The sequence below is a fragment of the Nocardia brevicatena NBRC 12119 genome (assembly GCF_000308495.1).
Taxonomy (GTDB): domain Bacteria; phylum Actinomycetota; class Actinomycetes; order Mycobacteriales; family Mycobacteriaceae; genus Nocardia; species Nocardia brevicatena.
This window is the reverse complement of the sequence record NZ_BAFU01000247.1, coordinates 104,656-130,804: the sequence shown is the minus strand read 5'-3', so window position 1 is coordinate 130,804 and position 26,149 is coordinate 104,656. Positions and strand designations below refer to the sequence as shown.

Here is a 26,149-nt window from a genome sequence, read left to right as displayed (position 1 = left end):
TATTCGAATACCCACTCGGGCTGTGTCGCACCGATATCTGCCCGGGGTCGTTCACGGCCCTGATTTCGGCTGTCCTGCCGAAGGGAAACCAAGGAACAACAGTGTTGAAAAAACCTTTTATATCGCGCCGGGTCGCGATAGGCGCGGTATTGATCGCCGTGAGCATGCTGTCGGCCGCTTGCGGTTCCGGCGGATCGGATCGGTCCGGCGTCGACCCGACAGCACGCGCGGCAGCGGTCGACAAGGCGCGAGCGGGCGCCATGGAATTGATCAATGCCGGAAAATTGCCCAATACATGGAAAGGGCCGGATACCAGCCCGGCCCCGCGCTCCGGAATAAAGCTGACCATTATTCCGGAACAGATGGCATCGACCGGTTCGAGCCGTCCCGCGCAGGCGATCGAGGCCGAAGCGAAGAAACTCGGCTGGTCGGCCAAGATTTCCGACGGGCAGGGCAAGGCGGAAGTTCAGTTGAACGCGCTGAACACGGCCGTCGACGAAAAAGCCGACGCGGTGATCCTGATCTTCGTCGACACCACACGGGTACAGTCCGCGTTGCGCCGCGCGCTCGCCGCCGGCGTCAAGGTGGTCACCCTCGGGTCGCTGAAGAACACCCCGGAAACCGTTCCCGATGTCTCGTTCGACTGGCTGCGCGCCGGTGAGGCGATCGCCCAGTACGCGGTATGGAAGAGCGGTGGCGATCTCGGCATGCTGCAGATGCGCAACACCGACCTCTATATCACCGTCAACGGACAGTACAAGGGCAGCCAGGAATATCTGGAGCAGGAGGCCAACTGCCCCGGCTGCGATATCGTCACCAAGGACTGGAGCCTGGCGACCTTCGACGATCCCACCATCGGCCCTGCCGCGCAGGCCGTGGCGACGCTGCTGGCCGATTCCTCGCTCAACTGGGTCTCCTGTTTCGACTCCTGCCTTTTCCGGGTGAGCAACGGCCTCGATCGCGCGGGCTTCTCGGAGAAGGTGTCCGGTGCCGGGTACGACTGCAATCCCGAGAATCTCGACATCATCCGGTCCGGCGGCCCGCAGAAGGTGTGCTTCGCCGATCCCCGTGAATGGCTCGCCTACGCCGCCATCGACAACGTCAACCGGATGACCAACGGCCTGCCCGCCTTCGATTACACGAAGGCACTTCCGGTCGCCCTGTTCGACAAGGAATCCCTCGACGCGCTGCCGGCGCAGCAGGCCAGGGAGCTGGAAATCACTGGCTGGCAGGGCAATTACGACTTCCGCGCGAAATTCGAAGAGCTGTGGGGCCTGCGGTCGCCGGCCCGGGAAGCGGGGCACCCATGACAACCAACGAAGCCGTGAGGCCCAGCGTCGAGATCATCGGCCTGTGCAAGGACTTCGGCGTCAACCGGGTCTTGAACGACGTCGACCTCCGGGTGCACGGTGGATCCATCCACGCGCTCCTCGGCGCCAACGGGTCCGGGAAATCGACGCTGATCAAAATCCTCGCCGGATATCACGCGCCGACCGCGGGACGTATCGAACTGCACGGCCGGAACCTGCCGTTGCTGGCCACACCCGCCGCTGTGCACGCCGCCGGCGTCCGGTTCGTGCACCAGGATCTCGGCCTGGTCGACTCGCTGTCGATCGCCGACAATCTGGCGCTGGCCCTGGGTTACGAGCGGCGCGGTGCGACCATCAGCTGGCGGCGCCAGTACGCGGCCGCGGCCAAGGATCTCGCCTCGGTCGGACTCGACGATCTCGACCCGAAAGCGCTGGTCGGCTCGCTGGGGCCGGTACAGCAGACATTGGTGGCGATGGCGAGGGCGCTGCGCGGGCTCGAACCCGGGCGCGGCGTCCTCGTCCTCGACGAGCCCACCGCCCGGCTGCCCAACGCCCAGGTGGACGAGCTGCTGCGGCGCTGCCGGATGCTGCGTGATCAAGGTGTCGCCCTGATCTATGTGTCCCATCGGCTCGACGAGGTGTTCGAGATGGCCGACCGGGTGTCGGTGCTGCGGGACGGGCGGGTCGTGCTCGACGACGTCATCTCGGCGACCGACGACGAGCACCTGACCAGGATTATCACCGGTCGGCGCGAGACCCCGGACGCACAGGCGAGCACCGGAACCCGGGAACGGACGAGGGTGCCCGCGGATGCCCCGGTGAAGATGTCGCTGACCGGAGTGTGCGGTGCCAATGTGCGCGATGTCGACCTCGAGATTCGGCGCGGCGAAATCCTCGCCGTGACCGGGCTCGTCGGCTCGGGGCGCAGCGAACTGGGCCGATTGATCTTCGGTTCGCAGCAGCTCACCGCCGGACAGATCCATCACCGCGGCGAGCCGGTGCAGCGGCTGTCGCCGCAGCACAGTATCGAGCGCGGTATCGGCTATGTGCCCCAGGACCGTAAACAGGCCGGAATCCCGAATTTCGACCTCATCGACAATCTCTGTCTCGCGGATCTGGACAAGCACGTGGTGAACGGGCGGCTGTCGAGCCGGAGCAGGCGTGCGGCAACGGTATCGGCCATCGACGCACTCGACGTCCGGCCCGCCGATCCGGATCGGTTGCTCGGCGAATTGTCCGGAGGCAACCAGCAGAAGGTGATCCTCGGCAAATGGCTGCAACTGGATCTGGACATCCTGATCCTGGACGAGCCGACCTACGGCGTGGATATCGGCGCGCGCCGCAGCATCATGGATACGGTTGTATCACGGGTTTCCGAATCCGGGCTTTCGGTCCTGCTGCTCGATTCCGATATCGATCTGGTGGCCCGCTACGCCGACCGTGTCCTTGTCATGCGCCGCGGCAGAATTGCCCGAGAATTGCGGGGAGACGACATTACCACCGAGAACATTGCGGCGGCCAGCTACGCCGTACCGGCCACGGCCGGAGCGACAATGCAGTCGCAGGAATTTGGGAGTAAGAAATGATCGACCAGAAGACGACGAATTTCAGCACCGCAGCACTCAAGAAGATATTCACCGACTACGGCATAGTCGTGGCTCTGGTGGTCATCATCGCCTTCTTCTCTGTGCTACGGCCGGAGACGTTTCCGACCGTGGCGAACTTCGGCTCGATCCTGCAGGCCAATTCGGCGATCGTCTTCATCGCGTTCGGATTGATGCTGCCTCTGATCACCGGGCATTTCGATCTCTCGGTCGCCGCGATGGCCGGCTTCGGCGGCGTTCTGGTCACCGGGCTGATGTCCAACGGCACGATCACCCAGTGGCCGCTGGCCGTGCTGGTCGTCGCCGCGGTCGCCGTGGTCGTCGGGCTGGTGAACGGTGTCCTGGTCGCCTATGTCAAGCTGAACGCACTCGTCGTCACGTTGGGTACCCAGTCCGTCCTGTTCGGGGCGATCCTCTGGTACTCCAAGGGCGCGGTGATCTACAACAACATCCCGCAGTCGTTCAAGGACCTCGGACAGGCGCGGCCGTTCGGAATCCCGCTGCCGCTGTTCTACGTCCTCGCGGTGGGCGCGATGCTGTGGTATGTCCTGTACTTCCGGCCGGTTGGCCGGCGGCTCTATGCCATCGGCGGCAGCCAGGACGCGGCGCGGCTGACCGGTATCAAGGTCGACCCCATGACGGTGGCGGCGTTCGTCTGTGGTTCCGTGCTCGCGGCGATCGGCGGCTGTATCTAGGTGGCCCAGGTGGGGTCCGCGGCGCCGACGAGCGGTTCGGAGTACCTGCTGCCGGCCATCGCCGCGTGCTTCCTCGGGGAAACCTCCATCCGGCGCGGCTACTACAACGTCTGGGGCACCATGACCGCGGTTTTCCTGGTCGCGGCGGGTACCACCGGGCTGTTCATGCTCGGCGCCCAGACCTGGGTGCAGCCGGTGTTCAACGGCGTGGTGCTGATCGGCGCCATCCTCGCCGCCAAGACCGGTGTCCTGAAATCACGCGGCCGCAAGGCCCGGCCCGGCAACACGGAGGGATCCGTGGCGCAACCGGAACTCGCCCCGGCTTCCTGAGCCGCGGCCGTCGAAACGATCTCGGAACGGAGGAAACGATGCGCGGATTGTCCGACATGGTGGTCGCGGTGACGGGTGCGGCCGGTGGTATCGGCGCGGCGATATGCCGTCGGCTGATCGATGAGGGCGCCCGGGTCTACGCACTCGATCGGGTGCCGGGCGCGGTCGGTGAAGCCGTCGTCGTCGATGTCACCGACGACGCCTCGGTCGCGGTGGCGGCCGCCGAGATCGTGCAGCGCGAGGGCCGGGTCGACGGCCTGGTCGCCGCCGCGGGCGTGGTCGAGGACGATATCGCCGCCGAGGACATGACGCTCGCGCAGTGGGACCACACCATGTCGGTGAACCTGCGCGGGGTGTTCATCACCGACCGGACATTCGGTGCGCTGATGTTGGAACAAGGCCACGGAGTCGTGGTCAATATCTCCTCGATGAGCGGAAACCACGTCGTCAACGTGCCGCAGAAACAATGCGCCTACAATGCGTCCAAAGCCGCCGTCACCGCGTTGACCAAATCACTGGCCTCGGAATGGGCCGATCGCGGTGTTCGGGTGAACGCAATAGCTCCCGGCTACGTGTCGACCCCGCTGCTCGAGCGCAAGAAACACCAGTTCCGGCAATGGCTGGACGCGACACCGCAGGCGCGGATGGCCGAACCGTCCGAGATCGCCGACGCGGCGGCGTTCCTCCTGAGCCGGGAATCCACCTATTTCTGCGGTAGCGAGCTGCTCGTGGACGGCGGCTACAGCCTCCGATGACCGTCCCGCGCCCGAACCTCGCGGCAACCCACGGAATTGATAAGCGAAAGAAACCCATGAAACTGGTAGACGATCCCACAGACGTTCTCCCTGGCGACGCCCCGACCGCCACCCTGGTCGGCCGGGTTCACGATCCCGCCGTGTCCGGCCCGTGCGTCGTGGTGCTGCGGGGGGCCGAGGTCGTCGATATCACCGACTCCTTCCCGACGATGTCGGATCTGCTGGAGACCTCGGACCCGGTGGCGGCGGTCCGCGCCGCCACCGGGACGCGCAGCTGGCCGATCGAGGCAGTGTTGGACAGCTCGCTCGTCGAGCACTCCGACACCCCGTATCTACTCGCGCCGGTTGACCTGTCGGTGCTGAAGGCGGCGGGGGTGACCTTCGCCAAATCGCTGGCCGAGCGGATCATCGAGGAACGGGCCGGCGGCGACCCACAGCAGGCGGACCGTATCCGCGGCGAGTTCGAGACGCTGATCGGTTCATCGCTCGCCGCGATCGAGCCGGGAAGCGCAGCCGCGGGGCGGTTGAAGGCGGATATGAAGGAGCGGGGCCTATGGTCCCAGTATCTGGAGGTGGGGCTCGGCCCCGACCCCGAGATCTTCACCAAGGCGCCGGTGCTCTCGGCGGTGGGCTGCGGACAGGAGATCGGTGTCGCGGCGTTGTCGTCCTGGAACAATCCGGAGCCGGAGATCGCTGTCGTGGTGACCTCCACCGGCCGGATTGTCGGCGCCACGCTCGGCAACGACGTCAACCTGCGCGATGTGGAAGGCCGATCCGCGCTGCTGCTGCCGAAGGCCAAGGACAACAACGCCTCCGCCTCGGTCGGGCCGTTCATCCGGCTGCTGGACGAGACCTTCACCCTCGACGACATCCGTTCCGCCGAGGTGCGGCTGCAGGTGCTCGGCACCGACGACGATTTCGTGCTCGACGGTGTCAGTCAGATGAGCGAGATCTCCCGCGATGTGGTCACTTTGGCCGAGTACACCGTGGGGGACGCGCACCAGTATCCGGACGGCATCCTGCTCTACACCGGAACCCTGTTCGCCCCCACTCAGGACCGTGGCGGCGCGGGGATGGGGTTCACCCACCACGTGGGCGATATCGTGCGGATCTCCAGCCCGAAACTGGGCATGCTGGTGAACCGGGTCAACCATTCGGAGAAGGCCCCCCGATGGGAGTTCGGCCTGCGCCGGTTCATCGAGAACCTGCACGGGCGCGGCCTCGTCGGCAAGGTGGGTGCCTGATATGCGCATCGTCATCACCGACCACAATTTCTCCGATCTGCGCTACGAACGCGAGACCGCCGCGGCGCTCGGCGCGCAACTGCACGAGTTCGATGCGAAAACCGAAACCGAGGCGATCGAGGCGGTGCGCGGTGCGGATATCACGTTCGTGAATTTCGCCCCGATCACCGCGGCCGCACTGGCGGCCATGAACAGTGACGCGGTGGTGATCCGATACGGCATCGGCTTCGACAATGTCGACCTCGATGCCGCCGCCCGCTCAGGTATCCGGGTCTGCAATGTCCCCGACTACGGCGCCGATACGGTGGCCGACCACGCGGTCACGCTGATCCTGATGCTGACGCGCAAGATCGTCGCGTTCGATCGGATCGTCTCCGCGGGCCGGTGGGTCTCTCCGACCGAGCTCGCTCCTGTCCGCGCGTCCTCGGCGACGACGGTGGGATTGCTGGGTACCGGACGAATCGGACTCGCGACGGCGACCAGGCTGCGCCCGTTCGGCTTCGAGCTGATCGCCTACGACCCCTTCGCCGATGAGCGGGCCATGGCCGAACACGGGATCACCCTGGTGAGCCTGACCGAACTCTTCGAACGCACCCATGTGATGTCGCTGCACGCACCGGCCACCGACCGGACCCACCGGATCGTCAACGCAGAGAATCTGGCGAAGATGCCGTTCGGCGCGTATCTGGTCAACACGTCGCGCGGGGCGCTCGTCGACGAGGACGCGGTCCTGGCCGCTCTCGACAGCGGCCGGCTCGCCGGGGTGGGCCTCGACGTCTTCGATCCCGAGCCCTTGGCGGCCGACCACGGGCTGCGTGCCCATCCGAACGCGATCCTGACCCCGCATGCCGCGTTCTACTCCGAAGAGTCCCTGCTGAACCTGCAACGCCTGGCCGCCGAAGAGGCAGGCCGAGCCGGGCGCGGCGAACCGCTGCGCTGCGTGGTGAACGCACCCCTACCCAGCGCATGACCCCGAAAGGCAGACAATGACACGGGAGACACTGCAGAACTACATCGATGGTGGCCTGCGCGCCGCCGCGGAGACGTTCTCGGCGCGGAACCCGGCGAACGGGGAGGTCCTCGCCGAGGTCCCGGTCGCGACGTCGGATGATGTCGATGCCGCGGTGACCGCCGCGCGCCGGGCGTTCCGGACCTGGCGGCACGTCAATCCGACGGTGCGCGCGGGGTACCTGCACAAGATCGGCGATATCGTGGCCGCGCGCCGGCGGGAGCTGGCCGAGGCCATCACCGCCGAGATGGGCAAGACCATCGGGGAGGCGCTCGGCGAGGTCGACAAACTCGCCACGGCGTTCCACTACTACGCCGAGGAAGCCACCCGGGTCAACGGCGAGATCATCCCCAACGATGTCGACGGTTACACCAGTATGGTGTTCCGCGAGCCCATCGGCGTGGTCGGCGCCATCACCCCGTGGAATTATCCGCTCGAGCTCATCGGGTGGAAACTGTGCGCGTCGGTTGCCGCCGGGTGCACCATCGTGGTCAAGCCGTCGCAGTACGCGTCACTGTCGCCGGCGTTGCTGTTCGACTGCATCGACGCGGCGGGCCTGCCCGCCGGTGTCGCGAATCTGACGCTCGGCCAGGGCGCCACCGGTGCGGCGCTGGCCGTGCACCCCGGTGTCGACAAGCTCGCGTTCACCGGTTCCACCGCGACCGGTGCAAAGATCGCGCGCAGCGTGCCCGCCGCGAAACCGTCGACGATGGAACTCGGCGGTTCGTGCCCGATGATCGTAACCGACCGGGCGGATGTCGCGGCTGCGGTGACCGGCGCCGCTCGTCGTGGTTTCCGTAACGCCGGACAGATCTGCATCGCGGTCAACCGCGTCTACGTCGACGAGACCATGTACCCCGAGTTCGTCGACCGGCTCACCAACACCGTGTCGAAACTGGTGGTGGGCAACGGGCTGGAGGACGGTGTCGATATCGGACCGATGGCCACCGAGGCCGGGCGGCGGGTCGTCGAGGAACACGTGCGCGACGCCGTGGACCGCGGCGCCCGTGCCACCACCGGAGGTTCGCCGATCCCGGGGCCGGGATATTTCCACGAGCCGACGGTGCTCGCCGACTGCACTCCCGACATGCTGGTGATGCACGAGGAGAGCTTCGGCCCGGTGGTCGGTGTCATGCCCTTCCGTGATCTCGAGACCGCCGTCGAACTCGCGAACGGCACCGAGGCCGGTCTCGCGGCCTACGTCTACACCCGGGATCTGGCCCAGACCCATGAGCTGGGCCGGCTGCTCGACTTCGGCAACGTGGCCGTCAACAATGTCGACGCGGGCATCATGAACGCCCCGTACGGCGGTCGTAAGGGCAGTGGTTTCGGCAGCGAACACGGTAAGGCCGGGCTCGAAGGGTATCTCGAGTACAAGCACCTCCGGGTTCGGTACGGGGCCTGAGATGACCGACTCGTCGCGGTTGCATCTGGGCATCGATATCGGCACCTCGTCCTGCAAGGTGGTGGCGGTGGACCCGGACGGGACGGTGCTCGCCACCGCCTACCGGAGTTATCCCCTTTTCAGCGAGCACCTCGGCTGGTGCGAACAGGATCCCGAGGATTGGTGGCAGGCCGCCGATGCCTGTGTCCGTGAGGTCACCGCCGCACTGCCCGGTCGGGGCAGCGAGGTGGTGGCTATCGGACTCAGCGGGCAGATGCACGGTCTCGTCGCCCTCGACGCGGACGGCGCCGTGATCCGGCGGGCGATTCTGTGGAACGACCAGCGCTGTGAGCAGGAATGCCTGCGGATCACCAGGGAGGTGGGCGGTCTCGACGCGGTGCTGAAGTCCACCGCCAACCGACTGATCACCGGTTTCACCGCCGGCAAGATCGTGTGGCTGCGCGAGCACGAACCGACGGCCTTCGCCCGTGTCGCACGCCTGCTGAACCCGAAGGACTATTTGCGGTGGCGGATGAACGGCCGGTTCGTCACCGACGTTTCGGAGGCCTCCGGAACCGGGCTGTTCGATGTCGCGCGGCGCGAATGGTCCCGGACGATGGTCGACGCCGTGGGAATCGACAGCGCGGTGCTGCCCCCGTCGTCGAATCGACCGAGCCGACCGGAGTGCTGCTGCCCGAGATCGCCCGAGCGTGGAACCTGGGCCCGGCGGTGCAGGTGTACGGGGGCGGCGGCGACGCCGTCATCCAGACGACCTCGATGGGTATCCTGCGACCCGGCGATATCGGGATCACGCTGGGCACCGCCGGCATCGTCGCCGCCGCCTCCGAGTTCTGCCCGCGGAACTCGGCGGGCACGGTGCAGATCTCCTGTTACAACCGACCGGGGTACTGGCAGGTCATGGGGGTGTCGCTGTCGGGTGCCGGCGGCCTGCAGTGGCTGGCCGACGTACTGCGCGAACTACCCGGAGCCGAGGAACTGAGCTTCACCGAGCTCATCGAGCTGGCCAAGAGCGTCGAGCCCGGGGCCGGCGGCGCGATGTTCCTGCCGTACCTGGCGGGAGAACGAGCACCGCACTACGCGCCGTTGGCGAGCGCGGCATGGATAGGGCTGAACCGCACACACGGGCTCGGGCATCTGGCCCGCGCGGTCATCGAGGGCGTACTGCTGAACATGCGCGAAATCATGACCACCTTCGCCGCTCTCGGTATCCCGTGCACCCGGATCGTCGCCTCCGGCGGCGCGACGCGCGATCCGTTCTGGTTGCAGGCGATCGCCGACATCTTCGGATCGGAGGTCGTCACGATGGCGGGCAGCTGCGAAGGCGGGGCCTACGGTGCCGCGCTCGTAGCGGGTGTCGGCGCGGGTACCTGGACGACACTCGAGGACGCCTTCGACCGCTGCCTGCACGAATCCTCGTCCTACACACCCGATCCCGAAGCCGGTGAGCTGTACGCACGCCTGTTCGCGGTGCACCGCACGCTGTTCGGCCACTTCACCGATATCTACCGGGACCTCGAATTGATGAGAAGAGATGGCTGAAACACCGACGACATTCACCGGCGTGGTCTTCGACCTCGACGGCACACTGATCGACAGCTCCGAAGACATCACGGCGGCGATGAACGCCGCCCTCGGCGCGCACGGCGGGCGGCCATTGGCCGTCTCCCAGATCGCCGCGGTATTGGGCGGAGGCCCGCGCGCGCTGGTCGCGCAGTGCGTGGAGTTGGCGGGCCTGACCGTCGGCGAAGACGAACTGCGCGACATCCTGGGCGAATACTCGGCGAACTACGCGGCCGCGCCCGCCGCCGGAACGCGGCTGATCGGCTCGGCCGGCGCCGTACTGGAAAAGCTGTACCAGCGCGATATCGCGATCGGTATCTGCACCAATAAGCGCACCGCGCTCGCCGAGACCGTACTCGACCTGCTCGGTGTGCGGCCGTTCATCGGAGCCGTGGTCGGCTCCGACACGGCAGCGCACCCCAAACCCGACCCGCGCCACCTCACCGACACCTGTCGGGCCCTCGACGTACCGGTCACGTCGGTGCTGTACATCGGTGATACCGAGATCGACCGTGCCGCGGCGACGGCAGCGAACGCCGCCTATGCCCATGTCCGCTGGGGCAGGCCGGATATCGCCGCCGATTTCCACCTCGCCTCGTTCGACGACCTGCTCGCGATCGTCTGAGCCGTTCCCAAGGAGAACACGCCATGTTGTACACACCCGAAACCGCGCAGGACGCGGCGAAATACGCCGTGGGGCGCGCGGCGGTGGAACGCTATGCCCACGATGGCGCCCGCCTCGGACTCGGCTCGGGAACGACCTCCGCCTGGTTCGTCCGCGCGTTCGGTGAGAAGGTCGCCGAAGGGCTGGACGTCGTAGGCGTGCCCACTTCGACCGCCACCCGGGACCTCGCCCTCTCCCTCGGCATTCCGCTGATGGATCTGAACGACCTGAACCAACCGCTCGACGTCACCCTCGACGGACCGGACGAAGTCGATCACGACGGGGACATGATCAAAGGCGGCGGAGCATGTCTGCTGTGGGAGCGCATGGTCGCGGCGGCCTCGCACAAGATGGTCTGCATCGCCGACGATTCCAAACTGGTGGAGACCCTGGGCAAGTTCGCCCTGCCCATCGAGGTGATCCCGTTCGGCTGGAAGGCGACCCGCCGGTCGATCGCGTCGCTGCTCGACGACCTCGGCTACCGCGAGACCGAGATCGTGCGGCGCCTCCGCGACGGGGAGCCGGTGGTAACCGACAGCGGCAACTTCGTTCTCGACGCGCACTTGGACCGGATCACCGACAAGGCGCTACTGGACACCAATCTCAACTGGATCGCCGGTGTGGTCGAGAACGGGCTGTTCACCGGCATCGCCTCCGAGATCATGATGGCCTCACCCGATGGTGAGGTGCGGATCATCGACCTTCCGCATCGCTATGCGGCACGGGTACCCGAGTGGCGCAAGGTGTCCGACCTCGACCACGGGAGGCAGCAGTGACCACACACAGCGTGACCACCGACAGCGCCGAACTGGATCTGCTCCTGAGGCATGCCGTGGCGGCCCGGACCGTGCTCGCCGGACAGTCCCCTCGCGAGCGGTACGCCCAGCTGACCCTGGTCGCCGACCGCCTCGACGAGGCCGCCGAGGAACTGATCCCGGTGGCGATGGCGGAATCGCATCTGCCCGAGGCGCGCCTGCGCGGCGAGCTGCGCCGCACCACACTGCAGCTGCGGATGTTCGCCGAGGAAGCCGCCGCGGGGAAGTTCCTCGACGCCCGGGTCGATATCGCCGACCCGCACTTCGGCACCGGCCCGCGCCCGGACATCCGACGGATGAAACATCCCATCGGAGTGGTGCTCAATTTCGCCGCGAGCAATTTCCCGTTCGCGTTCTCGGTGGCGGGCGGCGATACCGCCTCGGCGTTGGCCACCGGCTGCCCGGTGCTGGTGAAGGCGCACGAGGGGCATCCCCGCCTGTCCGAGGCGACCGCCCGGATCGTCACTGCGGCACTGGCCGACAGCGGGGCGCCCGATGGCGCGTTCGCGATCATCCAGGGACGTGACGCCGGAATCGAGGCCTTGCGCGATGACCGGGTCGACGCCGTCACCTTCACCGGATCGGTACGGGTGGGCCTGCTGCTGGCGGATATCGCCGCGAAACGCCCGCGTCCGATCCCCTTCTACGGTGAACTCGGCAGTATCAATCCGGTTGTCGTCACCGCCGCCGCCGTCGCGGCGCGCGGACCGGAGATCGCGCGGGGACTGGTGGACTCGTTCACCCTCGGCAACGGCCAGTTCTGCACCAAGCCGGGACTGGTGTTCCTCCCCACCGGATCGGAGCTGGACGCGGAATTGGTGTCGCGGGTCGGCGCGGTACGCACCGGCAGGCTGCTCACCGAATCCATCGGCGCGGGTTTCGCGGAACGGATGAACGCCCTGCGTGACGAGTTCCCGGGGGGCATGCTGGTGGAACCCGGTGAGCAGGACGGCTGCCCTCGGCCCGGACTGCTGAAGGCCGATTTCGAGACGTTCACCGCGCATGTCGACACCCTCCTGACCGAGGCCTTCGGCCCGTTCACGGTCGTCGTCGAGTACACGGACGCGAAACAACTCACCCACGCGGCGCAATTGCTGGAGGGCTCGCTGACGATCACCCTGCACGCCGAAACCGGCGACGGGGAACTCGTCCGGGAGTTGCTGCCCGTGCTCGAGGCGAAAGCCGGGCGCCTGATCCTCGACGACTGGCCCACAGGGGTGTCGGTGACACCCGCCCAACATCATGGCGGGCCCTACCCGTCGACCACGAGCCCGCTGCACACCGCGGTCGGGACCGCCGCCGTCGAGCGTTTCCTGCGCCCGGTGGCCTATCAGAACTTCCACGACGCGTGGCTGCCCGAGCCGCTGCAAGATGCGAACCCGTGGAACATACCGCGGCAGACCGGCGAATCCGGCCGCTCGCAGCGGTGGGGGAGAGCGTCGTCGCAGCCCTGACGGTGCCATGAGGCGAGTCCGGGCCACGCAGGCGCCGTGCCGGTCTCGCGTGTCCATCCGCCACGCCCGGTGGCGTTGTTCGGGAAAGATGAGGAAACAGTGAGTATTTCGTCTGCCATGGTGGGCCGGGTCGTCGGCTCCACCGGATGCGTGACCGTCGCCGCGGTCACGTTGGGTCTGTTGTCGACCGGTGCCGCCGATGCCGATACCTTCGTACCGTTGCCGGATGGTTCGAAGGCGGGGCCCGGGGTGGTCGTGTCGCGAACCGGTGAGCATGCGGTGATCTCCCCGTCGTTGGCGGCCAACGGCGCCGGTCGCGTGGTGTGGGTGTCGGGTACCGCGAGTGCCGATGTGTCGGTGACCCCGGCCGGTGAGGTGGGGCCGAACAACGGTCCGACCGGTGCCGATGGCACGAACAATTCCTCCACTCATGGTGCTTCGCAGTTGAACACCGGCTATATCGTGGGTTGTCAGGTGAGTATCGCCGATGACGCGATCGGTGCCGGTCTGTCGGCCGGTATCACCACCACGGGGGCGAACGTGGGAGGGTCGGTCGGGCTGAACCTGGGTCCCGGCGAGGTGAAGTTCGTGCAGATCGATTTCAAGGACATCCTGAAGCCGGGTCGGTATTCGGTGGAGTATCAGGACGCCGAGATCGAGATCCAGGGGTGCGCGGGATACGCGCAGGCGCGTGCGTACACGGTGGTGGAGATCGTCGGTGACCACTACTCCAAGACCACGTTGTATGGGGCGCCGTTCAGCATCGGCTGAGGTGTTCGGTGGATGTGCGATACCGAGTTCTCGGTCCCGCCCGCCACGCATCGAGCCGGGGTGTCGGCGCGTGCGCACCGCAGTGCTTCATCGTGCCTCACATTCGTTCGGCTTGCACTGAATCCTATTCCCCATCAAACGAATTCGATATTTCCAAGGGTGTTACTCATGTTCGATCGCAAGAACCTCGCCCATCTGGCCGGTGTCGGCGCGGCCGCCACGGTGGCCGTGGGCCTGTTGTCCACCGGCGCGGCCGACGCCGATACCTTCGTCCCGCTGCCGGGCGGTGAACTGGTCAAAACGCTGTCCGACGGCACCGTGGTGACGGTGCGTCTGGTCGGGGAATCGGCCACCGTCAGCCCCTCTCTCGGCGCGACCCCGCTGCACCGCAATGCCTGGGTCTCGGCGAGTGCCCAGGTCGAACTGTCCGGTGCCGGCGCGTCCGCCGGCGGCACCATCTTCCCCGGCTATGTGGTGGGCTGCCAGGTCAATATCGCCGGCGGCGGTGCCTCCGGCGGCGCGAACGGCACGCTGGACTGGAGCGACGGGCAGAACGTCAGGCCGGGTGCGGGTGCCGATACCGGCGGCGAACTGACCCTCGGTCCCGGCCAGGCGAAATCGTTCTACCTCCTCGACCGGGAAGAAGCCGACGATTTCGGCGCCGAAGTCCATAGGACGTACAACTCGTTCTCCGGCACCAGCGGTTCGGTCACCTGGTCGGACGAGACCATCGGTTTGACCGGCTGCGCCGGCTACGCTCAGGCCCGTTCCTTCGTCAGCGTCGAGGTCATCACCGACAGCGTCACCAGTTGGGTGACCCTGTGGGGCCAACCCTTCGGCCTCGGTTAGGCGCTGCGCGCCGCGTCCGCGGTTCACCATCGGGGTGTGCCGCGGGCGCAAGTTCCCAAACCAGGGCCGGAGGCGGTCAGTTCGCGGCCCGGACCTCCTCGGCCAAGTCGTCGTCGAGTCCGACCCGCACCAGTGCCGCGGCCAACTCGGCGGTGCGGTTACCGGGCGCCAGGTGGGCGAGTTCGTCCGGGTCGGTCGGCAGGTCGATGCGTTTCGCACCGCGCACCGCGCGTTTGTCGAAGTAGGGGCGCACCCAGGGCCACACGTCCTGGACCTCGCGTAGGAAAATATCGCCGCCGGTGGGTCCTATGCCCTTGAACTGCTGGATGAGTTCGCCTGCGCGCTCGACGTCATGGTCGGCTTCTTCTGCCAGTTTGCGCAGGTCACCGTCGTATTTGTCGAGTGCGGTGGTGGCGATCGCGCCGAGCTGGGAGGCGGTGCTCTCGTCATAGCGGCGGTAATGCCCCCGCCCGAGCGCATCGATCAATTCCTGCCGGTCCGCGTCCGCGATCTTGCGTGCATCCCGGTAACCGCTCCCCACCAGCTCCGCCGTCGCGGCGATCGCGATATCGGCCGAGATCCGGGCGCTGAGCAGGTCGGTCAGTATCAGTAGCTGGAACAGCGGAGCCGGTTTGTCGTGGAGCTCGATCTTCGCTTCGGCGGCGTAGGTGGTACCTGCCCGGTCGAGTAGTGCGTGCGCGATGTCTCGCCGGTTCATCATCGCCTCCTTCTCTTGGCGTCCTCTTGGCACGCGTTACCCGGCGCATACCCCTTCACACCTGGTCCCGAGGAGTGCTGCTCTATCACGCCGGGTCAGGCGCGGGCTCGGCGCATATGCGCCCGGCCGGCGCGTATAAGTCACGGTCGGCGAGCGCCGACGATACCTCCTGACGGAGGGCGGCCGTCCGGATGCGCGGTGAGAATATTCGGCGTGCAGTCGGGATCGAATCGGGGATGTTCCATGTGGGTCCGTGGTAGCGGTCCGGACAGTGGCGTGTTACGTCATTACGTGTGCGGACGGAGTCGGTGGTATCGACTCGAAGTGGTTCTGTGAATATTCATGATCAAATACACGGGGATCCGTCCAATCGTCGACGGCGCCAACGAATCAACGGTTAACAGTATCCTTCCAGGGGAAATATTGGTGTGCCGGAACGGACTACAGCGATACACGGGCGGTAAATCCGTGGGCCATCCCTGAGTAATGCTTGTGAATTACATGAGAAGGCTATCGGCGACCGGAACAACAACGAAGGCGAGGATGGGAGCGGCACGAAAAGACGACAGTCCGCCGGAGGACCCTCCGGCGGACTGTCGTCGTAGCGTTCTCTGTGCTGATCTACATGCTATGCGGCGGAAAGGCTCGACAGCACACCGAAGCCGCCGAGAATGTCGCCCAGTGCACTCAGAATGTCTGCGAGGCCGAGCAGATCCACTGATCCCATGGTTTCACTCCTGTAGGTATCCGTTTGCGTACGACGCCTTTACGCCGCCGTCAACTTTAGTAATTGCGTAATCTGAACGTGATTGGCAAGTTGCCTTAACGTTATATAATCAACAGATGAACACGAGTTGAACCATCGGATATGAACGGGAAAATTATCCCAGATTTAAAATTACATAATTGTGAGTCATGTCGATTTGTGGTCGGCCTCACAATGAATTTCCGACAACAATTCCGAGCGCGGCGTCGATCGGTCTGTCCATACGCGGCGGCAATGGTTCGGCGAAGCTCGGGAGAGAAATCCGCACGGACGCACGGTCGAGCCGATCGACACTCATCGCCTATCGGGGCCGAGGCCGGCGTTCCCGCCCCGTGCGTCACCGACCGGTGCCGGTATGGAAGGGACGCCGCCGTGGCCGAGGAACACCCAGGGTGGCCGTTCACTCCGCTTCGACAGGGATGCCGTGTTCCTCCAGCCAGGCGGTGATCCGCTCGATCTCCACACGCGTGGATGCCGCGTACAACATGGCCGGGGTCATGAACAGGTAGTGCTGGAATGTGACTCCCTGTGCGTTCCGTGCCTCGGGATCTGCGCCCGCTTCCAGTAGGGCCAGCACGATGGCGTGCTGGTCGAGTTGCGCGGCGGTGTGTAGCGGTAGTTCTCCGGCGCGATCGGCGACGTTCGGGTTCGCGGCGGCGCCGAGGAGGATGCGTGTATTCGAATGCTGTTGCCGCACTATGGTTTCCATCAGCGGGGTGCGGCCGGTGCGCGAATTGGGCACATTCGGGTCGGCGTGCCGGGTGAGGAGGGCGGTCAGGTATGCGGGATCGTCGAGCGCCGCCGCGTAGTGCACCGGTGTGTCACCGTCGTCGTCGGGTCGATTCGGGTCGGCGCCGGCATCGAGCAGAACGGCGCAGGCGTGTTCGGCCCGGTTCAACACTGCCCAGTGCAGCAGCGTGATCCCCTCGCTGCCGATGGCGTTCGGATCGGTTCCCGTGGCGAGGGCCCGGTCGAGGCGGCCGTCGTCGCGCGCCGCGATCGCCATGGCGCAATCCTGGGCGGTGGTTCCGTCGAACGGTGTGGCCATTGCGCGGGTCCTTCCCTTCGATCCGACGTCATACCGTGCGTCCTCAACCGTCGGATGGTGATGGTTTCGACCAAGGTCGCACATCGGCGAGAGCCCGTTGCACAGCGGTCATCTTGTGCAGCTCCAACGCCCGGGTCAGCCGCCTGCCGCCGTACTCGTCCGGTGACAACGGGTCGGGGAGATTGATTCTCGCGCCGAGCGCGGGCTGCACGCGAGCCAGCCCACCGGCCGTGACTGTGGCGGCGGCCGAGCCGCCCATCGCCGCGCCGAGGACGCTGCCGAGTCTACGCCCCGCCACACTTCCCGCGGCCCGGTCGATCGGGCTGCCGACAACCGCCCCGAGCGCGCCACCCAACGCGGAACCGACAAGGCCGCCGGCGAAACCGCCGATAGTCGCGCGGCGGGCACGGTGGGACTCCTGCAATTCCGTCAGCGGATCACCCGCCACCACATAGCTGCGCACATTGCCGGCGGCCGCATACCGGCGGGCGGCGTCGGGCTCCAACTTCAGACCGCGGATCGTCCGATCCGACAACCCGGCCGAGTTGAACGTCACCGCGGGAGCACCCGATTTGAGCGCGGCGGTGACGGCCAGGCCACCGCCGAGGGAATGGCCGGTCAGCACCAGGTTGTTGCCGAACGCGACGCGGGCCAGTTTGCCGAGCCGGCCGGCCAGCACATACTGGTGCGCACGAAGTCCCGCCCCCTGATACAGATTGGCCTTCCAGCTCTTCAAGCTCCGATGGTCGGTGCCCGCGAAAGCGAGCACGTGGCGTCCCTGTTCGTCGCGGTACAGGGCGGTGGTCAGGCCGCTGATCGGATCGTTCATCGCTTCTGCCGGTATACCCACTTGCTCCAGCTCGGAGTCGGTGAGACGGGCGAACCCGTCTATGCGATCCACGTGACCCGGTATGTACACATCGTCGGCCAGCTTCGCCAATGTCGCATCGATCTCGCGCGCCTCGGTCGAACGCATTTCCGCCGAGAAGGAAGTCCTCGGAGACCGTGGATGCTCGACGCCGTCGCCGAAATGGTCGGTCCGCGCGGTCGTACTGTCGCTGACCATATCTCCGAGCGACCGATCGGCGTTCTCCAACTCCTTCTGCGATTTCCGAATCTGCCGTGCCGTCGCGTTCATACGCCCCGCCAGGGCGAACCGCAACTTCTTGAACGCACCAGCGATTTCTTCCGCTATCTCGGCGAACAGTTTCGCTGGAGGAATCATCCTTGTCTTTCCCAACCTGTCGTGGCCGTTCGAACCGTAGCGGAATGATCCCGGGTGCCCTCGAAGCGCAGCCCTGATTCGTCAACGGCGGCTTCTGTCAGGATGGGGTATGTGAGCGACGTGATGAGCAGGAACCGTGTGGCGGTGTCGGGGCGGACCGGTGCGCCGGTGGTGGTACTCGCCCATGGGTTCGGCTGCGATCAAGGCCTGTGGCGACTGGTGGTGCCGTTGCTGGAAGAGCGGTTCACCGTGGTGCTGTTCGATCACGTGGGATCGGGGGGTTCGGATCTGTCGGCTTGGGAGCGGGGGCGGTATTCGACGATGGAGGGCTACGCCGAGGACGTTCGGGAGGTATGTCGAGCGGTTGGGTTGGGACCGGTGGCACTGGTCGGGCATTCGGTGGCGGCGATGATGGGTGTTCTGGCCGTCGCGGCGGAGCCGGAGCTCTTCCAGGGGCTGGTGTTGCTGGCGCCGAGCCCGTGCTTCCTCGACGATCCCGCCACCGGGTATCGGGGCGGATTCAACGCCGCCGATATCGAGGAGCTGCTCGAGTCGCTGGATGCCAACTATCTGGGGTGGTCGGGGGCGATGGCACCGGCGATCATGGGCAACCCGGAACGCCCGGAGCTGGCGCAGGAGCTGGAAAACAGTTTTTGCCGCACCGATCCCCAGATCGCGCGTGTGTTCGCGCGCGTGACCTTTCTGTCCGACAACCGGGAGGATCTTTCGGCGGTGCAGGTACCCACGCTGGTGGCCCAGTGCTCGAACGACGCGATCGCCCCGCCGGAGGTGGGGGAATTCGTTCATTCCCGTATTGCCGGCAGCCGATTGGTGACGCTGACCGCAACCGGGCATTGCCCGCAGTTGGCCGCCCCCCGAGGAGACCGCCGCCGCGATCACCGAGTTCGTGCGTAGCCTGTGAGGATGATGTGCCGATCGGACGGGCCGGATTCCGGTCGCTTCGGGTTCGAGCCCGACGATTCGGATCGTTGCGCGGAATTCACAGCGCTGTTGGAGGACGACGTCGAGGACCTGTACGAAAACGCCCCCTGCGGGTATCTGTCGACTCTGTTGGACGGGCGCATCGCGAAGGTCAACGCCACTCTGCTGGGCTGGCTCGGTTACCGGCGTGAGGAGCTGGTGGGCCGACGTCACTTCAATGACCTCCTCACCGTCGGGGGGCGCCTGTATCACGAAACCCATTTCGCGCCCCTGCTGCGGATGCAGGGCCATATCAGAGGCATCGCTCTGGAATTGAAGGCCGCCGACGGTTCCCGGTTGCCCGTGCTGGTTACCTCCACAATAAAGACCACGGTGGACGGGCAACCGCTGATGATCCGCACCACGGTGTTCGATGCCCGCGAGCGCCGCGCCTATGAAGCCGAACTGCTGCGCGCACGCCGGGAGGTCGAACGTGACCGCGAACGCCTGCAGCGATTGAACGCGACCCTGCAGCGCACCCTGCTGCCCTCGGCGCTCGAGCCGGTCGAGGGTATGGACGTCGCCGCGCACTACCATGTTGCCTCCGCCGACGAGGTCGGCGGTGATTTCTACGACCTGTTTCCCATTTCCCCGGGCACGTGGGGGTTCTTCCTCGGGGACGTATGCGGCAAGGGCGCCATCGCCGCCACGATCACATCCCAGGCTCGGTACACGCTACGCGCCGCCGCCGTCTACAACCCCGACCCGGCCGCGGTCCTGACCCACCTCAACACCGTTATGGTGCACGCCCGCCAACCCGGAATCCCTCGCTTCTGCACCGTGCTCTACGGTCAACTCACCCTCGACCACGATCCTCTCGCGGAACCCCACGCCACCGTCACCCTGGCCGCCGGCGGGCATCCCCCGGCGATGCTGCTTCGCGACAACGGCACCGCCGACTTTCTACCGACTCCCGGTGGACAATTGATCGGCGTGCTCTCCGACGCGGACATCACGACCATCACGTCCGGCCTGAACCCCGGCGATACGCTGCTGCTCTACACCGACGGGCTCACCGAAGCCCGCACCGCCGATGGATTCTATGGAGAATCCGCCCTCCTCGACTTCGGCCGCGCTCTGGCTCCGGCTTCGGCCACCGACACAATCGCCGCGGTCACGGAACTGCTCGATTCCTTCGGTGCCGGCGTCACCGATGACACCGCGCTCTTGGCCTTACACCTCCTGCCGCGGTGAAGCCACGCAATCGGAGCGGGTGAGGCGATCATGGGTCCGCCCGACCAGGTCGACCGCCGGCCACCGCCCCGGCCGACCCGATCGCGAGGTCCGGCGTCAGCCTCCCCGCAGATTGTTCGCGATCATCTGCAGCAGACCGATATCGGCGATGTCGTTCGTGGCTTCGACCGGAGCGCGGACGACCAGCCTACCGTCATCGATCAGATCCCCGATGAGGACTTTGGTCAGTGTGAGCGGAAGACGCAGTTGCGCCGAGACCTCGGCCACCGACTGCGGAGAACGGCACAGCCGGACGATCTCGACGTACTCGGGTTCGGTTCGCCGCAGCGCGAACCCGGCCCTGGCGTCGACCACCATGGTGTCCAGGCTGAGGTCCGAACGTCCGGTACGACCACGGCCGCGGGTCAGCGCGTAGAGACGTACGACGGGGCCGGCGTCCTCCTCGCCCCAGGGGTCGGTGTGCGCATCGTTCACGGCCGGGGCGCGCCGTTCGGGGTGGGGCGGGCATCGACGGCGAGATGGCTGCCGACCCGCTGTACCGTGCGATTCACCTCGTAGGCCACCATGCCCATATTCGCGGCATCGGAGGCCAACAGGGCCAGGCAGGCGTTACCGCCGGCCGCGGTGATGAACAGTACCGCGCGATCGAGCTCCACCACGGTTTGGCAGACGCCGCCGGCCTTGAAGTGGCTGCCGGCGTTGCGCGCCAGGCTATGGAAGGCCGATGCCATCGCGGCGAACCGTTCGGCGTCGGTTCGGTCCACCCCGGACGAATGGCCCATCAGCAGCCCGTCGGTGGATAGCAGTACCGCGGATTCGGCATCCGGCAACCCGCTGACCAGTTCTTCCAGCAGCCAGCTCAGATCAGTGCGCGGGGGAGTGGTCATCATCGCCTTCCTGTCGAGTTCGATCGGTCGCGGTCGAGTCGGGATATGGTCGGCGTCCCGACCGGGTACCGCCTTCGATAGCAGCCATCAGGTTGCGTGCCTGCTCGGGTGTGCGTGTACGGGGTTCCTCGATAACCGGAATCTTCTCGGTGTCCGCGTCGGCGGACTGTCGGCGCCGACGCGGCAATGGGGGATGGGGGCCCGCGTCGGGCCGTGGTGTCGATACGACGGTGACCGGCTGCGCTGCCTCAGAGGTAGGCCGCGACGGCGCGGGGACTCTCGTGGATGGTGCGGTGGCGAGGGCTTCGTGGGATGTGGTGCCGGCCGGCGCGGTATGCGCGGGCTCACCGGTCGGGCCGTCGGGGGAGTCCTCGGCTGCGATGAGCATATTCGGAACCACCACGACCGCCATGATCCCGCCGGAGGCAGATCCCGACAATCGCACCGAGACACCGTGCCGGGCGGCCAGAGTGGCCACAACGAACAGTCCCAAACGAGTGCCACCTGTCAGCGCCGCCACTCCGAAGTCCGGGGGTTCGGCCAGGAGCCGATTACACGCGGAGATCTCCTCCACCGACATTCCCAGACCGTTATCGGCGATCTCGACCGCCACACCACGGCCGACGACGGCCGCCGACACCTCGACCCGGGATTGCGGTGGCGAGAACGCCGTGGCGTTGTCCATCAATTCCGCGAGCAGATGGATCAGGTCGGCCGTGGTCTGGCCGGTGATATGCACCTTGGGTATGCGCTCGGTATGGATCCGGGGGTAGTCCAGGCTCTCCGCCGCCGCGCCGCGTACCAGATCCCACAGCGGAACCGGTTTGCGCCACTGCCGGCCCGGCTGCTCACCGCCGAGGACGATGAGGTTCTCGGCGTGGCGCCGGGCCCGGGTGGCCAGATGGTCGAGCTGGAAAAGGAGTTCGAGCTGATCGGCGTTCTCCTCGCGGCGTTCGGCCCGGTCCAGCAGCGCCAGTTGGCGGTGCACGGCCAGCTGGTTGCGACGGGCGATATTGAGAAAGACCGTTCGGAAACCGGCGCGTGTCCTGGCTTCCGCCACCGCCGCCGATACGGCGGCCACATGCGCTCGGTTGAACGCGTCGGCCACTTCACCGAGTTCGTCGGTGCCGAAATCCAGCCGCGCCACTTCGGTGGCCGTATCGATGTTCGCCCCGTTGTCGAGACGCCGCATGAGGTCGGGCAACCGCTCGTCCGCGAGTTCCAGGGTGTCGTTGCGCAGCCGGCGCATACGTGCGATGAATCGGTCGGCCATGACCAGTGCGGCAATGAAGGCCACTGTGGTGAGGATCAGCACCACGATCCCGCCGATCAGGGATTTCGTCGCTGTGTCGGTCCCCTCCGCGCGTGCGATGGCGTGGGCGTCCCTGCTCTGGTCCTCCCATAGCTTCAGCAGGGCCGAGTTTACCCGGTCGGATGCTTCCTGCCACTGGGGAACGGTCATCGGCAGGGTGGGGGTCTCGGATTCCCCGGACTGCTCGGTGTCGTAGCCGGTGCCGGTCCGGTCCTCGGCGGAGGCGTCGATCGGCAGCGGACCGCGCAGGATGATGGCGTCCTGCATGGCGGTCACCTGCTGCCAGGCCGGAGAGTCGGTGATGGCCTGCAGTTGGTCCAGGCGCGAATCTTGCAATACCGTAGCGGAATACGTGACCTGTTCCCGGAACTGGCCCGCATGACGCGTGAATTCGAGCAGCTGAGCCGGCGTCAACTCGTCGCGCACAAGCGCTACGGCGCCGAGGGTATCGGCCTTCGACAGTGCCTCGGCGGCGCGTAGCGGTTCGATACCGTAACCGAGCGCGACGGCTATACCGGCATTGGGCGCCACCCGGGCCGCCACCAGCGACGCCCCGAAAACGGTCTCGATCACCGCGCTGAAGAACCCGAACGACTCCTGCCGGGACATCGCCCGTGCGTCGATCACGGTGCGCACTCCGGGAACTCGGTTGTACAACGGGCGGTAGGCCTCGAGGTCGGCCGCTGAGCCATCGGGGTCGAGTCGTTGGGCCGCCTCGCCCTTGGCGATCACCGCGGCCAATGCGGTATCCGAGCGCTTTCGCGCGTCCACGAGGCTGTCCGCCGCAGTCGGATCACCCGCCAGGTACAGCAGCGACAGCCGACGTTCCTCCTCGAACGCCTGCACCATCGAGATCACTGGGGTGGTGGTGCTGCTGATCAGGTTGGCCCAGATCGTTGCCGACAGGCTGGTTTTCACCAGATACGCCGCGGTGCCGACACCGACCGCCGGCAAGGTGACGCTGGTGATCAGCACGATGGAGAGCAGCCGGGTCCGGACACCCACCCGGCCGCGGGTCTCCTCCCTTCCGGAATGGAATGCGCGAACAAGTAATTCGGGGAGATGCCACCGAATAGCCACAGTAGATCAACTCGTTCCTGGGGATGCGCGCGTGCGACAGCATCGTGACCGGCCCACCACCCAACTTCTTCGGCACTGCGGTTGCCCGGCAATGCATCAGCGTTCGTTCCAGACACTAACGAAAACAGCGCGTTGAGTCTCGGAAAACGTTCTCGGCTGCGCTATTTCGAGTGTCGACGTAATCGCCGAACCGGTCACCGGCCGGCTCTGGCGCTGTCGCGCGATACACCCATCCGTTCGCTCCTGCCCCACGGAAACACAGCACCCGGTCACCGTACCCGGTCGGCGATGGCTACGGCGACCTGTGCCGCTGGCCGGTAGCTCGGTGGGAAGGCTGCCTTGGCAAGAGTTCTCGGCTCCCGGTGCCCGCGCTTCGTCCGCTACCTCCTGTAAGGTTCTGACCGGCTCCGTTGCGCTCAACGGTAGTGCCGTTCAGGACGGATCGGGCGTACGGCCCGGACGCGGTATGGACGACACCACCGATATACCGTCCGACCGTTCCCTGGCGGGCCGCCCACGTCGATCGCGGGCCGGGTGCGGACCGCGTAGGGGTCGGTGGAACAGGGGCACCGACACCGAGGCGATGCCCGCGAGCCGACCCCGTCGATACGCGGGTGGCGCCCAGAGTGTGGGTGAGTCACATGTACATGTGCCGTGCCGACTGATAGTCGTGGGTTATGACTACACCGGGCGATTTCGAATTCGAAGAGGTCTACCGTGGAACGGGCGGTCCATTCGGGCCGGGCGGCAAAGCACCGTGGAGTATCGGCGAACCCCAGCCCGAGCTCACCGCGCTGATCGAGCAGGGCAGATTCCATGGTGATGTTCTCGATGTCGGGTGTGGGGAGGCGGCGGTCTCGCTGTATCTGGCCGAGCGGGGATACACCACCGTGGGGCTGGACATCGCGCCGACCGCGATCGAGTTGGCCCGCGCCGAAGCCGCACGGCGCGGCCTGGTCAACGCCTCCTTCGAGGTCGCCGATATCACCTCGTTCACCGGCTACGACGGCCGCTTCGGCACCATTGTCGACAGCACGCTGTTCCATTCGATCCCGGTCGAGTCGCGGGAAGGCTATCTGCGGTCGATCGCACGCGCAGCCGCGCCGGACGCGTCGTACTTCGCGCTCGTTTTCGACCGGGCCGCCCTGCCCGACGTATCCGGACCGGGTCCCTCGCCGGTCACCTCGGACGAGCTCCGCGATGCGGTGTCGGAGTACTGGGTGGTCGACGAGATCAGGCAGGCGCGAATCCATGCGAACCTGCCGGCCGGTTTCGAGGCCTCCGCCGACATCCCGAACATCCGGTTCGAGGGCATACGCGACGAGCCCCACGGCCGTAAGTCGGTGCCGGCCTGGCTGCTGTCGGCCCACCTGGGCTGAGCCGCTCGGTCGCCGGGGGTCGGTCCGTGAGCGGCCACTTCGCCGTGTGGATGTATCCGTGTGTTCGGTCCGGAGCCGCCGGAAGTCGGCGCTCGCTGCCTGCACCCGGTCGGCGGGTCCGGTGACCGGCGGCCACCCGCGGATCGGCCACGATCCGGCAGGGTGTGGTAGGTCCGCTACGGACGGTGGGCCTCGACACGCGCCCCGGGATCGTCGGCCTCGCGCCGCTCTTCGAGCCACACGCTGACCACCACCGTCACATACGCGGCGAGGGCCGCCATTCCCGGCAGCATGAGCATGAGCATGAGAAACGAAAGCATTGAAGCCACAAGCCCTCCCGAAGTACGCGATAGGGAACTGTCACACCGGTGCGCCGCATTGCGTCACCGTCACGCCGGGCATACCCACCATCGGCCGTCCAATCTCGATCGGGTCACCGCGGGAATGTGAGAGATCCCACTCGCCGATGCCTCATGTTTGCGGCAGGTCGCGGGTACTCGCCGTCCGGACTGCCGGTGCCGCGACGATTGTCCCCGGGGAGCGTTTCCCGATGGTGCGCCGCTTCTTTCGGGTGGGGCGGCCCGCCGAGTTGGCCGGCCCCACGGGGTATGTCCCAACTTCCTTGCGTTTCGACCTTCCGATCCCGTCCGAGTTCGTATTCGGCGCGTATTCCGGTTGGGCGCTCGGCGTCGAGAAACCTGTCTACCGCAATCGTTGGACTCCGTCGACGATTGGTCGATGGTCGGATGATGGGTCGGTTATATCGGGTCTGTTCGGGTCCGGCCGCCGAGGCAACGCCGGGTGGTGTTGTCGAGAACACCTCGATCCAAAGCGTAGGATTTTCAGAACGATCGGCAACCGACGCGCATCATGGAGCTGTCGGGCGAGGCGGAGGCGAGGCCAGCACGACTCGTGCCACGACATCTCGGCCGGAGCCTTTGTGTGTAATCCCGGAAACCTCGCGCAAATATTTGTCGAGCCCTCTTTCTTGTCAACCCCTGGCACGTCTGGTTGATTATTTCCTTCACGGTCAAGTCTGCGGTGCGATGCGCCGCATTGCACGACCAATGGAATTCGTTATGGGCCTGGGGCCC

At 66.3% G+C, this 26,149-nt stretch carries 23 protein-coding genes and 2 pseudogenes; 18 read left to right on the top strand and 7 right to left on the bottom strand.

Going from position 1 to position 26,149, the window contains the following annotated elements:
- The first annotated feature begins 101 nt into the window (after positions 1–101).
- The 15 genes and pseudogenes from ON20_RS31970 (at position 102) to ON20_RS31910 (ending at position 14,465) form a co-directional block, all read left to right on the top strand.
- Entirely contained in the window at positions 102–1,310 is a 1,209-nt protein-coding gene (locus ON20_RS31970; RefSeq protein ID WP_040841953.1) for a sugar ABC transporter substrate-binding protein, read from the top strand.
- Complete coding sequence (locus ON20_RS31965) at positions 1,307–2,896, top strand: sugar ABC transporter ATP-binding protein (protein ID WP_051163727.1); 1,590 nt, start codon at positions 1,307–1,309, stop codon at positions 2,894–2,896. The genes ON20_RS31970 and ON20_RS31965 overlap by 4 nt, the downstream gene beginning before the upstream one ends.
- Positions 2,893–3,609: an ABC transporter permease gene (locus ON20_RS31960; protein ID WP_245547613.1), complete on the top strand. Its 717-nt coding sequence runs from the start codon at positions 2,893–2,895 to the stop codon at positions 3,607–3,609. Before ON20_RS31965 ends, ON20_RS31960 begins: the two co-directional genes overlap by 4 nt.
- 9 nt (positions 3,610–3,618) lie before the next feature.
- Positions 3,619–3,939 carry an ABC transporter permease gene (locus tag ON20_RS39660; protein WP_245547612.1) on the top strand — a complete coding sequence of 107 codons (321 nt, stop codon included), beginning with the start codon at positions 3,619–3,621 and terminating at the stop codon, positions 3,937–3,939.
- A 38-nt stretch (positions 3,940–3,977) separates the two neighbouring features.
- Positions 3,978–4,694, top strand: coding sequence for an SDR family oxidoreductase (locus ON20_RS31955; RefSeq protein ID WP_040841892.1), 717 nt, complete (start codon positions 3,978–3,980; stop codon positions 4,692–4,694).
- A gap of 56 nt (positions 4,695–4,750) precedes the next feature.
- Entirely contained in the window at positions 4,751–5,938 is a 1,188-nt protein-coding gene (locus ON20_RS31950; RefSeq protein ID WP_040841890.1) for a fumarylacetoacetate hydrolase family protein, read from the top strand.
- Position 5,939: 1 nt separating this feature from the next.
- Positions 5,940–6,908, top strand: a complete 969-nt coding sequence (locus tag ON20_RS31945) for a C-terminal binding protein (protein WP_040841888.1) — start codon at positions 5,940–5,942, stop codon at positions 6,906–6,908.
- A gap of 16 nt (positions 6,909–6,924) precedes the next feature.
- A complete protein-coding gene (locus ON20_RS31940; protein ID WP_040841886.1) occupies positions 6,925–8,352 on the top strand; it encodes an aldehyde dehydrogenase family protein in 1,428 nt (475 codons plus the stop codon).
- A gap of 1 nt (position 8,353) precedes the next feature.
- A pseudogene (locus ON20_RS39655) lies at positions 8,354–8,929 on the top strand (FGGY family carbohydrate kinase); the annotation flags it as partial.
- Positions 8,930–9,015: 86 nt separating this feature from the next.
- Positions 9,016–9,891 carry an FGGY-family carbohydrate kinase gene (locus ON20_RS39650; protein WP_245547611.1) on the top strand — a complete coding sequence of 292 codons (876 nt, stop codon included), beginning with the start codon at positions 9,016–9,018 and terminating at the stop codon, positions 9,889–9,891.
- Positions 9,884–10,537 (top strand): HAD family hydrolase, encoded by a 654-nt coding sequence (locus tag ON20_RS31930; RefSeq protein ID WP_040841884.1) that lies wholly within the window; start codon positions 9,884–9,886, stop codon positions 10,535–10,537. Before ON20_RS39650 ends, ON20_RS31930 begins: the two co-directional genes overlap by 8 nt.
- Positions 10,538–10,560: 23 nt before the next feature.
- Complete coding sequence (rpiA, locus tag ON20_RS31925) at positions 10,561–11,352, top strand: ribose-5-phosphate isomerase RpiA (RefSeq protein ID WP_051163718.1); 792 nt, start codon at positions 10,561–10,563, stop codon at positions 11,350–11,352.
- Entirely contained in the window at positions 11,349–12,845 is a 1,497-nt protein-coding gene (locus tag ON20_RS31920; protein ID WP_083865576.1) for an aldehyde dehydrogenase (NADP(+)), read from the top strand. The genes rpiA and ON20_RS31920 overlap by 4 nt, the downstream gene beginning before the upstream one ends.
- A gap of 117 nt (positions 12,846–12,962) precedes the next feature.
- Positions 12,963–13,616: an MspA family porin gene (locus tag ON20_RS31915; protein ID WP_051163717.1), complete on the top strand. Its 654-nt coding sequence runs from the start codon at positions 12,963–12,965 to the stop codon at positions 13,614–13,616.
- Positions 13,617–13,784: 168 nt separating this feature from the next.
- Positions 13,785–14,465, top strand: a complete 681-nt coding sequence (locus tag ON20_RS31910; protein WP_040841882.1) for an MspA family porin — start codon at positions 13,785–13,787, stop codon at positions 14,463–14,465.
- Between the two features lie 76 nt (positions 14,466–14,541).
- On the opposite strand, the gene ON20_RS31905 is transcribed toward ON20_RS31910, so the two are convergent.
- The 3 genes from ON20_RS31905 to ON20_RS33800 all read right to left on the bottom strand — a co-directional run bounded on the left by ON20_RS31905 (position 14,542) and on the right by ON20_RS33800 (position 18,222).
- The gene (locus ON20_RS31905; RefSeq protein WP_040841948.1) at positions 14,542–15,183 is read right to left on the bottom strand and encodes an HhH-GDP family DNA glycosylase; all 642 of its coding nucleotides are present in this window, start codon (positions 15,181–15,183) and stop codon (positions 14,542–14,544) included.
- 1,166 nt (positions 15,184–16,349) lie between these two features.
- Complete coding sequence (locus tag ON20_RS31900; RefSeq protein WP_040841881.1) at positions 16,350–16,997, bottom strand: ankyrin repeat domain-containing protein; 648 nt, start codon at positions 16,995–16,997, stop codon at positions 16,350–16,352.
- Between the two features lie 43 nt (positions 16,998–17,040).
- Positions 17,041–18,222, bottom strand: a complete 1,182-nt coding sequence (locus ON20_RS33800; RefSeq protein ID WP_051163716.1) for a Tle-like phospholipase domain-containing protein — start codon at positions 18,220–18,222, stop codon at positions 17,041–17,043.
- Positions 18,223–18,324: 102 nt separating this feature from the next.
- Here ON20_RS33800 and ON20_RS31890 point away from each other — a divergent pair.
- Both ON20_RS31890 and ON20_RS31885 read left to right on the top strand, forming a co-directional pair.
- Positions 18,325–19,144 (top strand): annotated as a pseudogene (locus ON20_RS31890) (alpha/beta fold hydrolase).
- 5 nt (positions 19,145–19,149) lie between these two features.
- Complete coding sequence (locus tag ON20_RS31885) at positions 19,150–20,397, top strand: PP2C family protein-serine/threonine phosphatase (RefSeq protein WP_040841946.1); 1,248 nt, start codon at positions 19,150–19,152, stop codon at positions 20,395–20,397.
- A 96-nt stretch (positions 20,398–20,493) separates the two neighbouring features.
- Here the strand turns inward: ON20_RS31885 and ON20_RS31880 are convergent, their stop codons facing one another.
- Genes ON20_RS31880 through ON20_RS31870 form a run of 3 tightly spaced genes read right to left on the bottom strand, consistent with a single transcriptional unit; the run spans position 20,494 to position 23,601 of the window.
- Positions 20,494–20,871, bottom strand: coding sequence for a DUF742 domain-containing protein (locus ON20_RS31880; protein ID WP_040841879.1), 378 nt, complete (start codon positions 20,869–20,871; stop codon positions 20,494–20,496).
- A complete protein-coding gene (locus ON20_RS31875; RefSeq protein WP_438803464.1) occupies positions 20,868–21,287 on the bottom strand; it encodes a roadblock/LC7 domain-containing protein in 420 nt (139 codons plus the stop codon). The genes ON20_RS31880 and ON20_RS31875 overlap by 4 nt, the downstream gene beginning before the upstream one ends.
- A complete protein-coding gene (locus ON20_RS31870; protein ID WP_040841874.1) occupies positions 21,262–23,601 on the bottom strand; it encodes a sensor histidine kinase in 2,340 nt (779 codons plus the stop codon). Before ON20_RS31870 ends, ON20_RS31875 begins: the two co-directional genes overlap by 26 nt.
- Before the next feature lie 752 nt (positions 23,602–24,353).
- Here ON20_RS31870 and ON20_RS31865 point away from each other — a divergent pair.
- Entirely contained in the window at positions 24,354–25,055 is a 702-nt protein-coding gene (locus ON20_RS31865; RefSeq protein WP_040841871.1) for a class I SAM-dependent methyltransferase, read from the top strand.
- 176 nt (positions 25,056–25,231) lie between these two features.
- Here ON20_RS31865 and ON20_RS37200 read toward each other — a convergent pair whose 3' ends face one another.
- Positions 25,232–25,384, bottom strand: a complete 153-nt coding sequence (locus tag ON20_RS37200) for a hypothetical protein (RefSeq protein ID WP_157229175.1) — start codon at positions 25,382–25,384, stop codon at positions 25,232–25,234.
- Positions 25,385–26,149: the final 765 nt, after the last annotated feature.

Excerpts from the sequence above, each read along its gene's own strand:
- ON20_RS31965 (WP_051163727.1), top strand. The coding sequence starts at position 1,307 with ATGACAACCAACGAAGCCGTGAGGCCCAGCGTCGAGATCATCGGCCTG.
- ON20_RS31960 (WP_245547613.1), top strand. The coding sequence starts at position 2,893 with ATGATCGACCAGAAGACGACGAATTTCAGCACCGCAGCACTCAAGAAG.
- ON20_RS31955 (WP_040841892.1), top strand. The coding sequence starts at position 3,978 with ATGCGCGGATTGTCCGACATGGTGGTCGCGGTGACGGGTGCGGCCGGT.
- ON20_RS31950 (WP_040841890.1), top strand. The coding sequence starts at position 4,751 with ATGAAACTGGTAGACGATCCCACAGACGTTCTCCCTGGCGACGCCCCG.
- ON20_RS31945 (WP_040841888.1), top strand. The coding sequence starts at position 5,940 with ATGCGCATCGTCATCACCGACCACAATTTCTCCGATCTGCGCTACGAA.
- ON20_RS31940 (WP_040841886.1), top strand. The coding sequence starts at position 6,925 with ATGACACGGGAGACACTGCAGAACTACATCGATGGTGGCCTGCGCGCC.
- ON20_RS31930 (WP_040841884.1), top strand. The coding sequence starts at position 9,884 with ATGGCTGAAACACCGACGACATTCACCGGCGTGGTCTTCGACCTCGAC.
- rpiA (WP_051163718.1), top strand. The coding sequence starts at position 10,561 with ATGTTGTACACACCCGAAACCGCGCAGGACGCGGCGAAATACGCCGTG.
- ON20_RS31915 (WP_051163717.1), top strand. The coding sequence starts at position 12,963 with ATGGTGGGCCGGGTCGTCGGCTCCACCGGATGCGTGACCGTCGCCGCG.
- ON20_RS31910 (WP_040841882.1), top strand. The coding sequence starts at position 13,785 with ATGTTCGATCGCAAGAACCTCGCCCATCTGGCCGGTGTCGGCGCGGCC.
- ON20_RS31905 (WP_040841948.1), bottom strand. The coding sequence starts at position 15,183 with ATGAACCGGCGAGACATCGCGCACGCACTACTCGACCGGGCAGGTACC.
- ON20_RS31900 (WP_040841881.1), bottom strand. The coding sequence starts at position 16,997 with ATGGCCACACCGTTCGACGGAACCACCGCCCAGGATTGCGCCATGGCG.
- ON20_RS33800 (WP_051163716.1), bottom strand. The coding sequence starts at position 18,222 with ATGATTCCTCCAGCGAAACTGTTCGCCGAGATAGCGGAAGAAATCGCT.
- ON20_RS31885 (WP_040841946.1), top strand. The coding sequence starts at position 19,150 with ATGTGCCGATCGGACGGGCCGGATTCCGGTCGCTTCGGGTTCGAGCCC.
- ON20_RS31875 (WP_438803464.1), bottom strand. The coding sequence starts at position 21,287 with ATGATGACCACTCCCCCGCGCACTGATCTGAGCTGGCTGCTGGAAGAA.
- ON20_RS31865 (WP_040841871.1), top strand. The coding sequence starts at position 24,354 with ATGACTACACCGGGCGATTTCGAATTCGAAGAGGTCTACCGTGGAACG.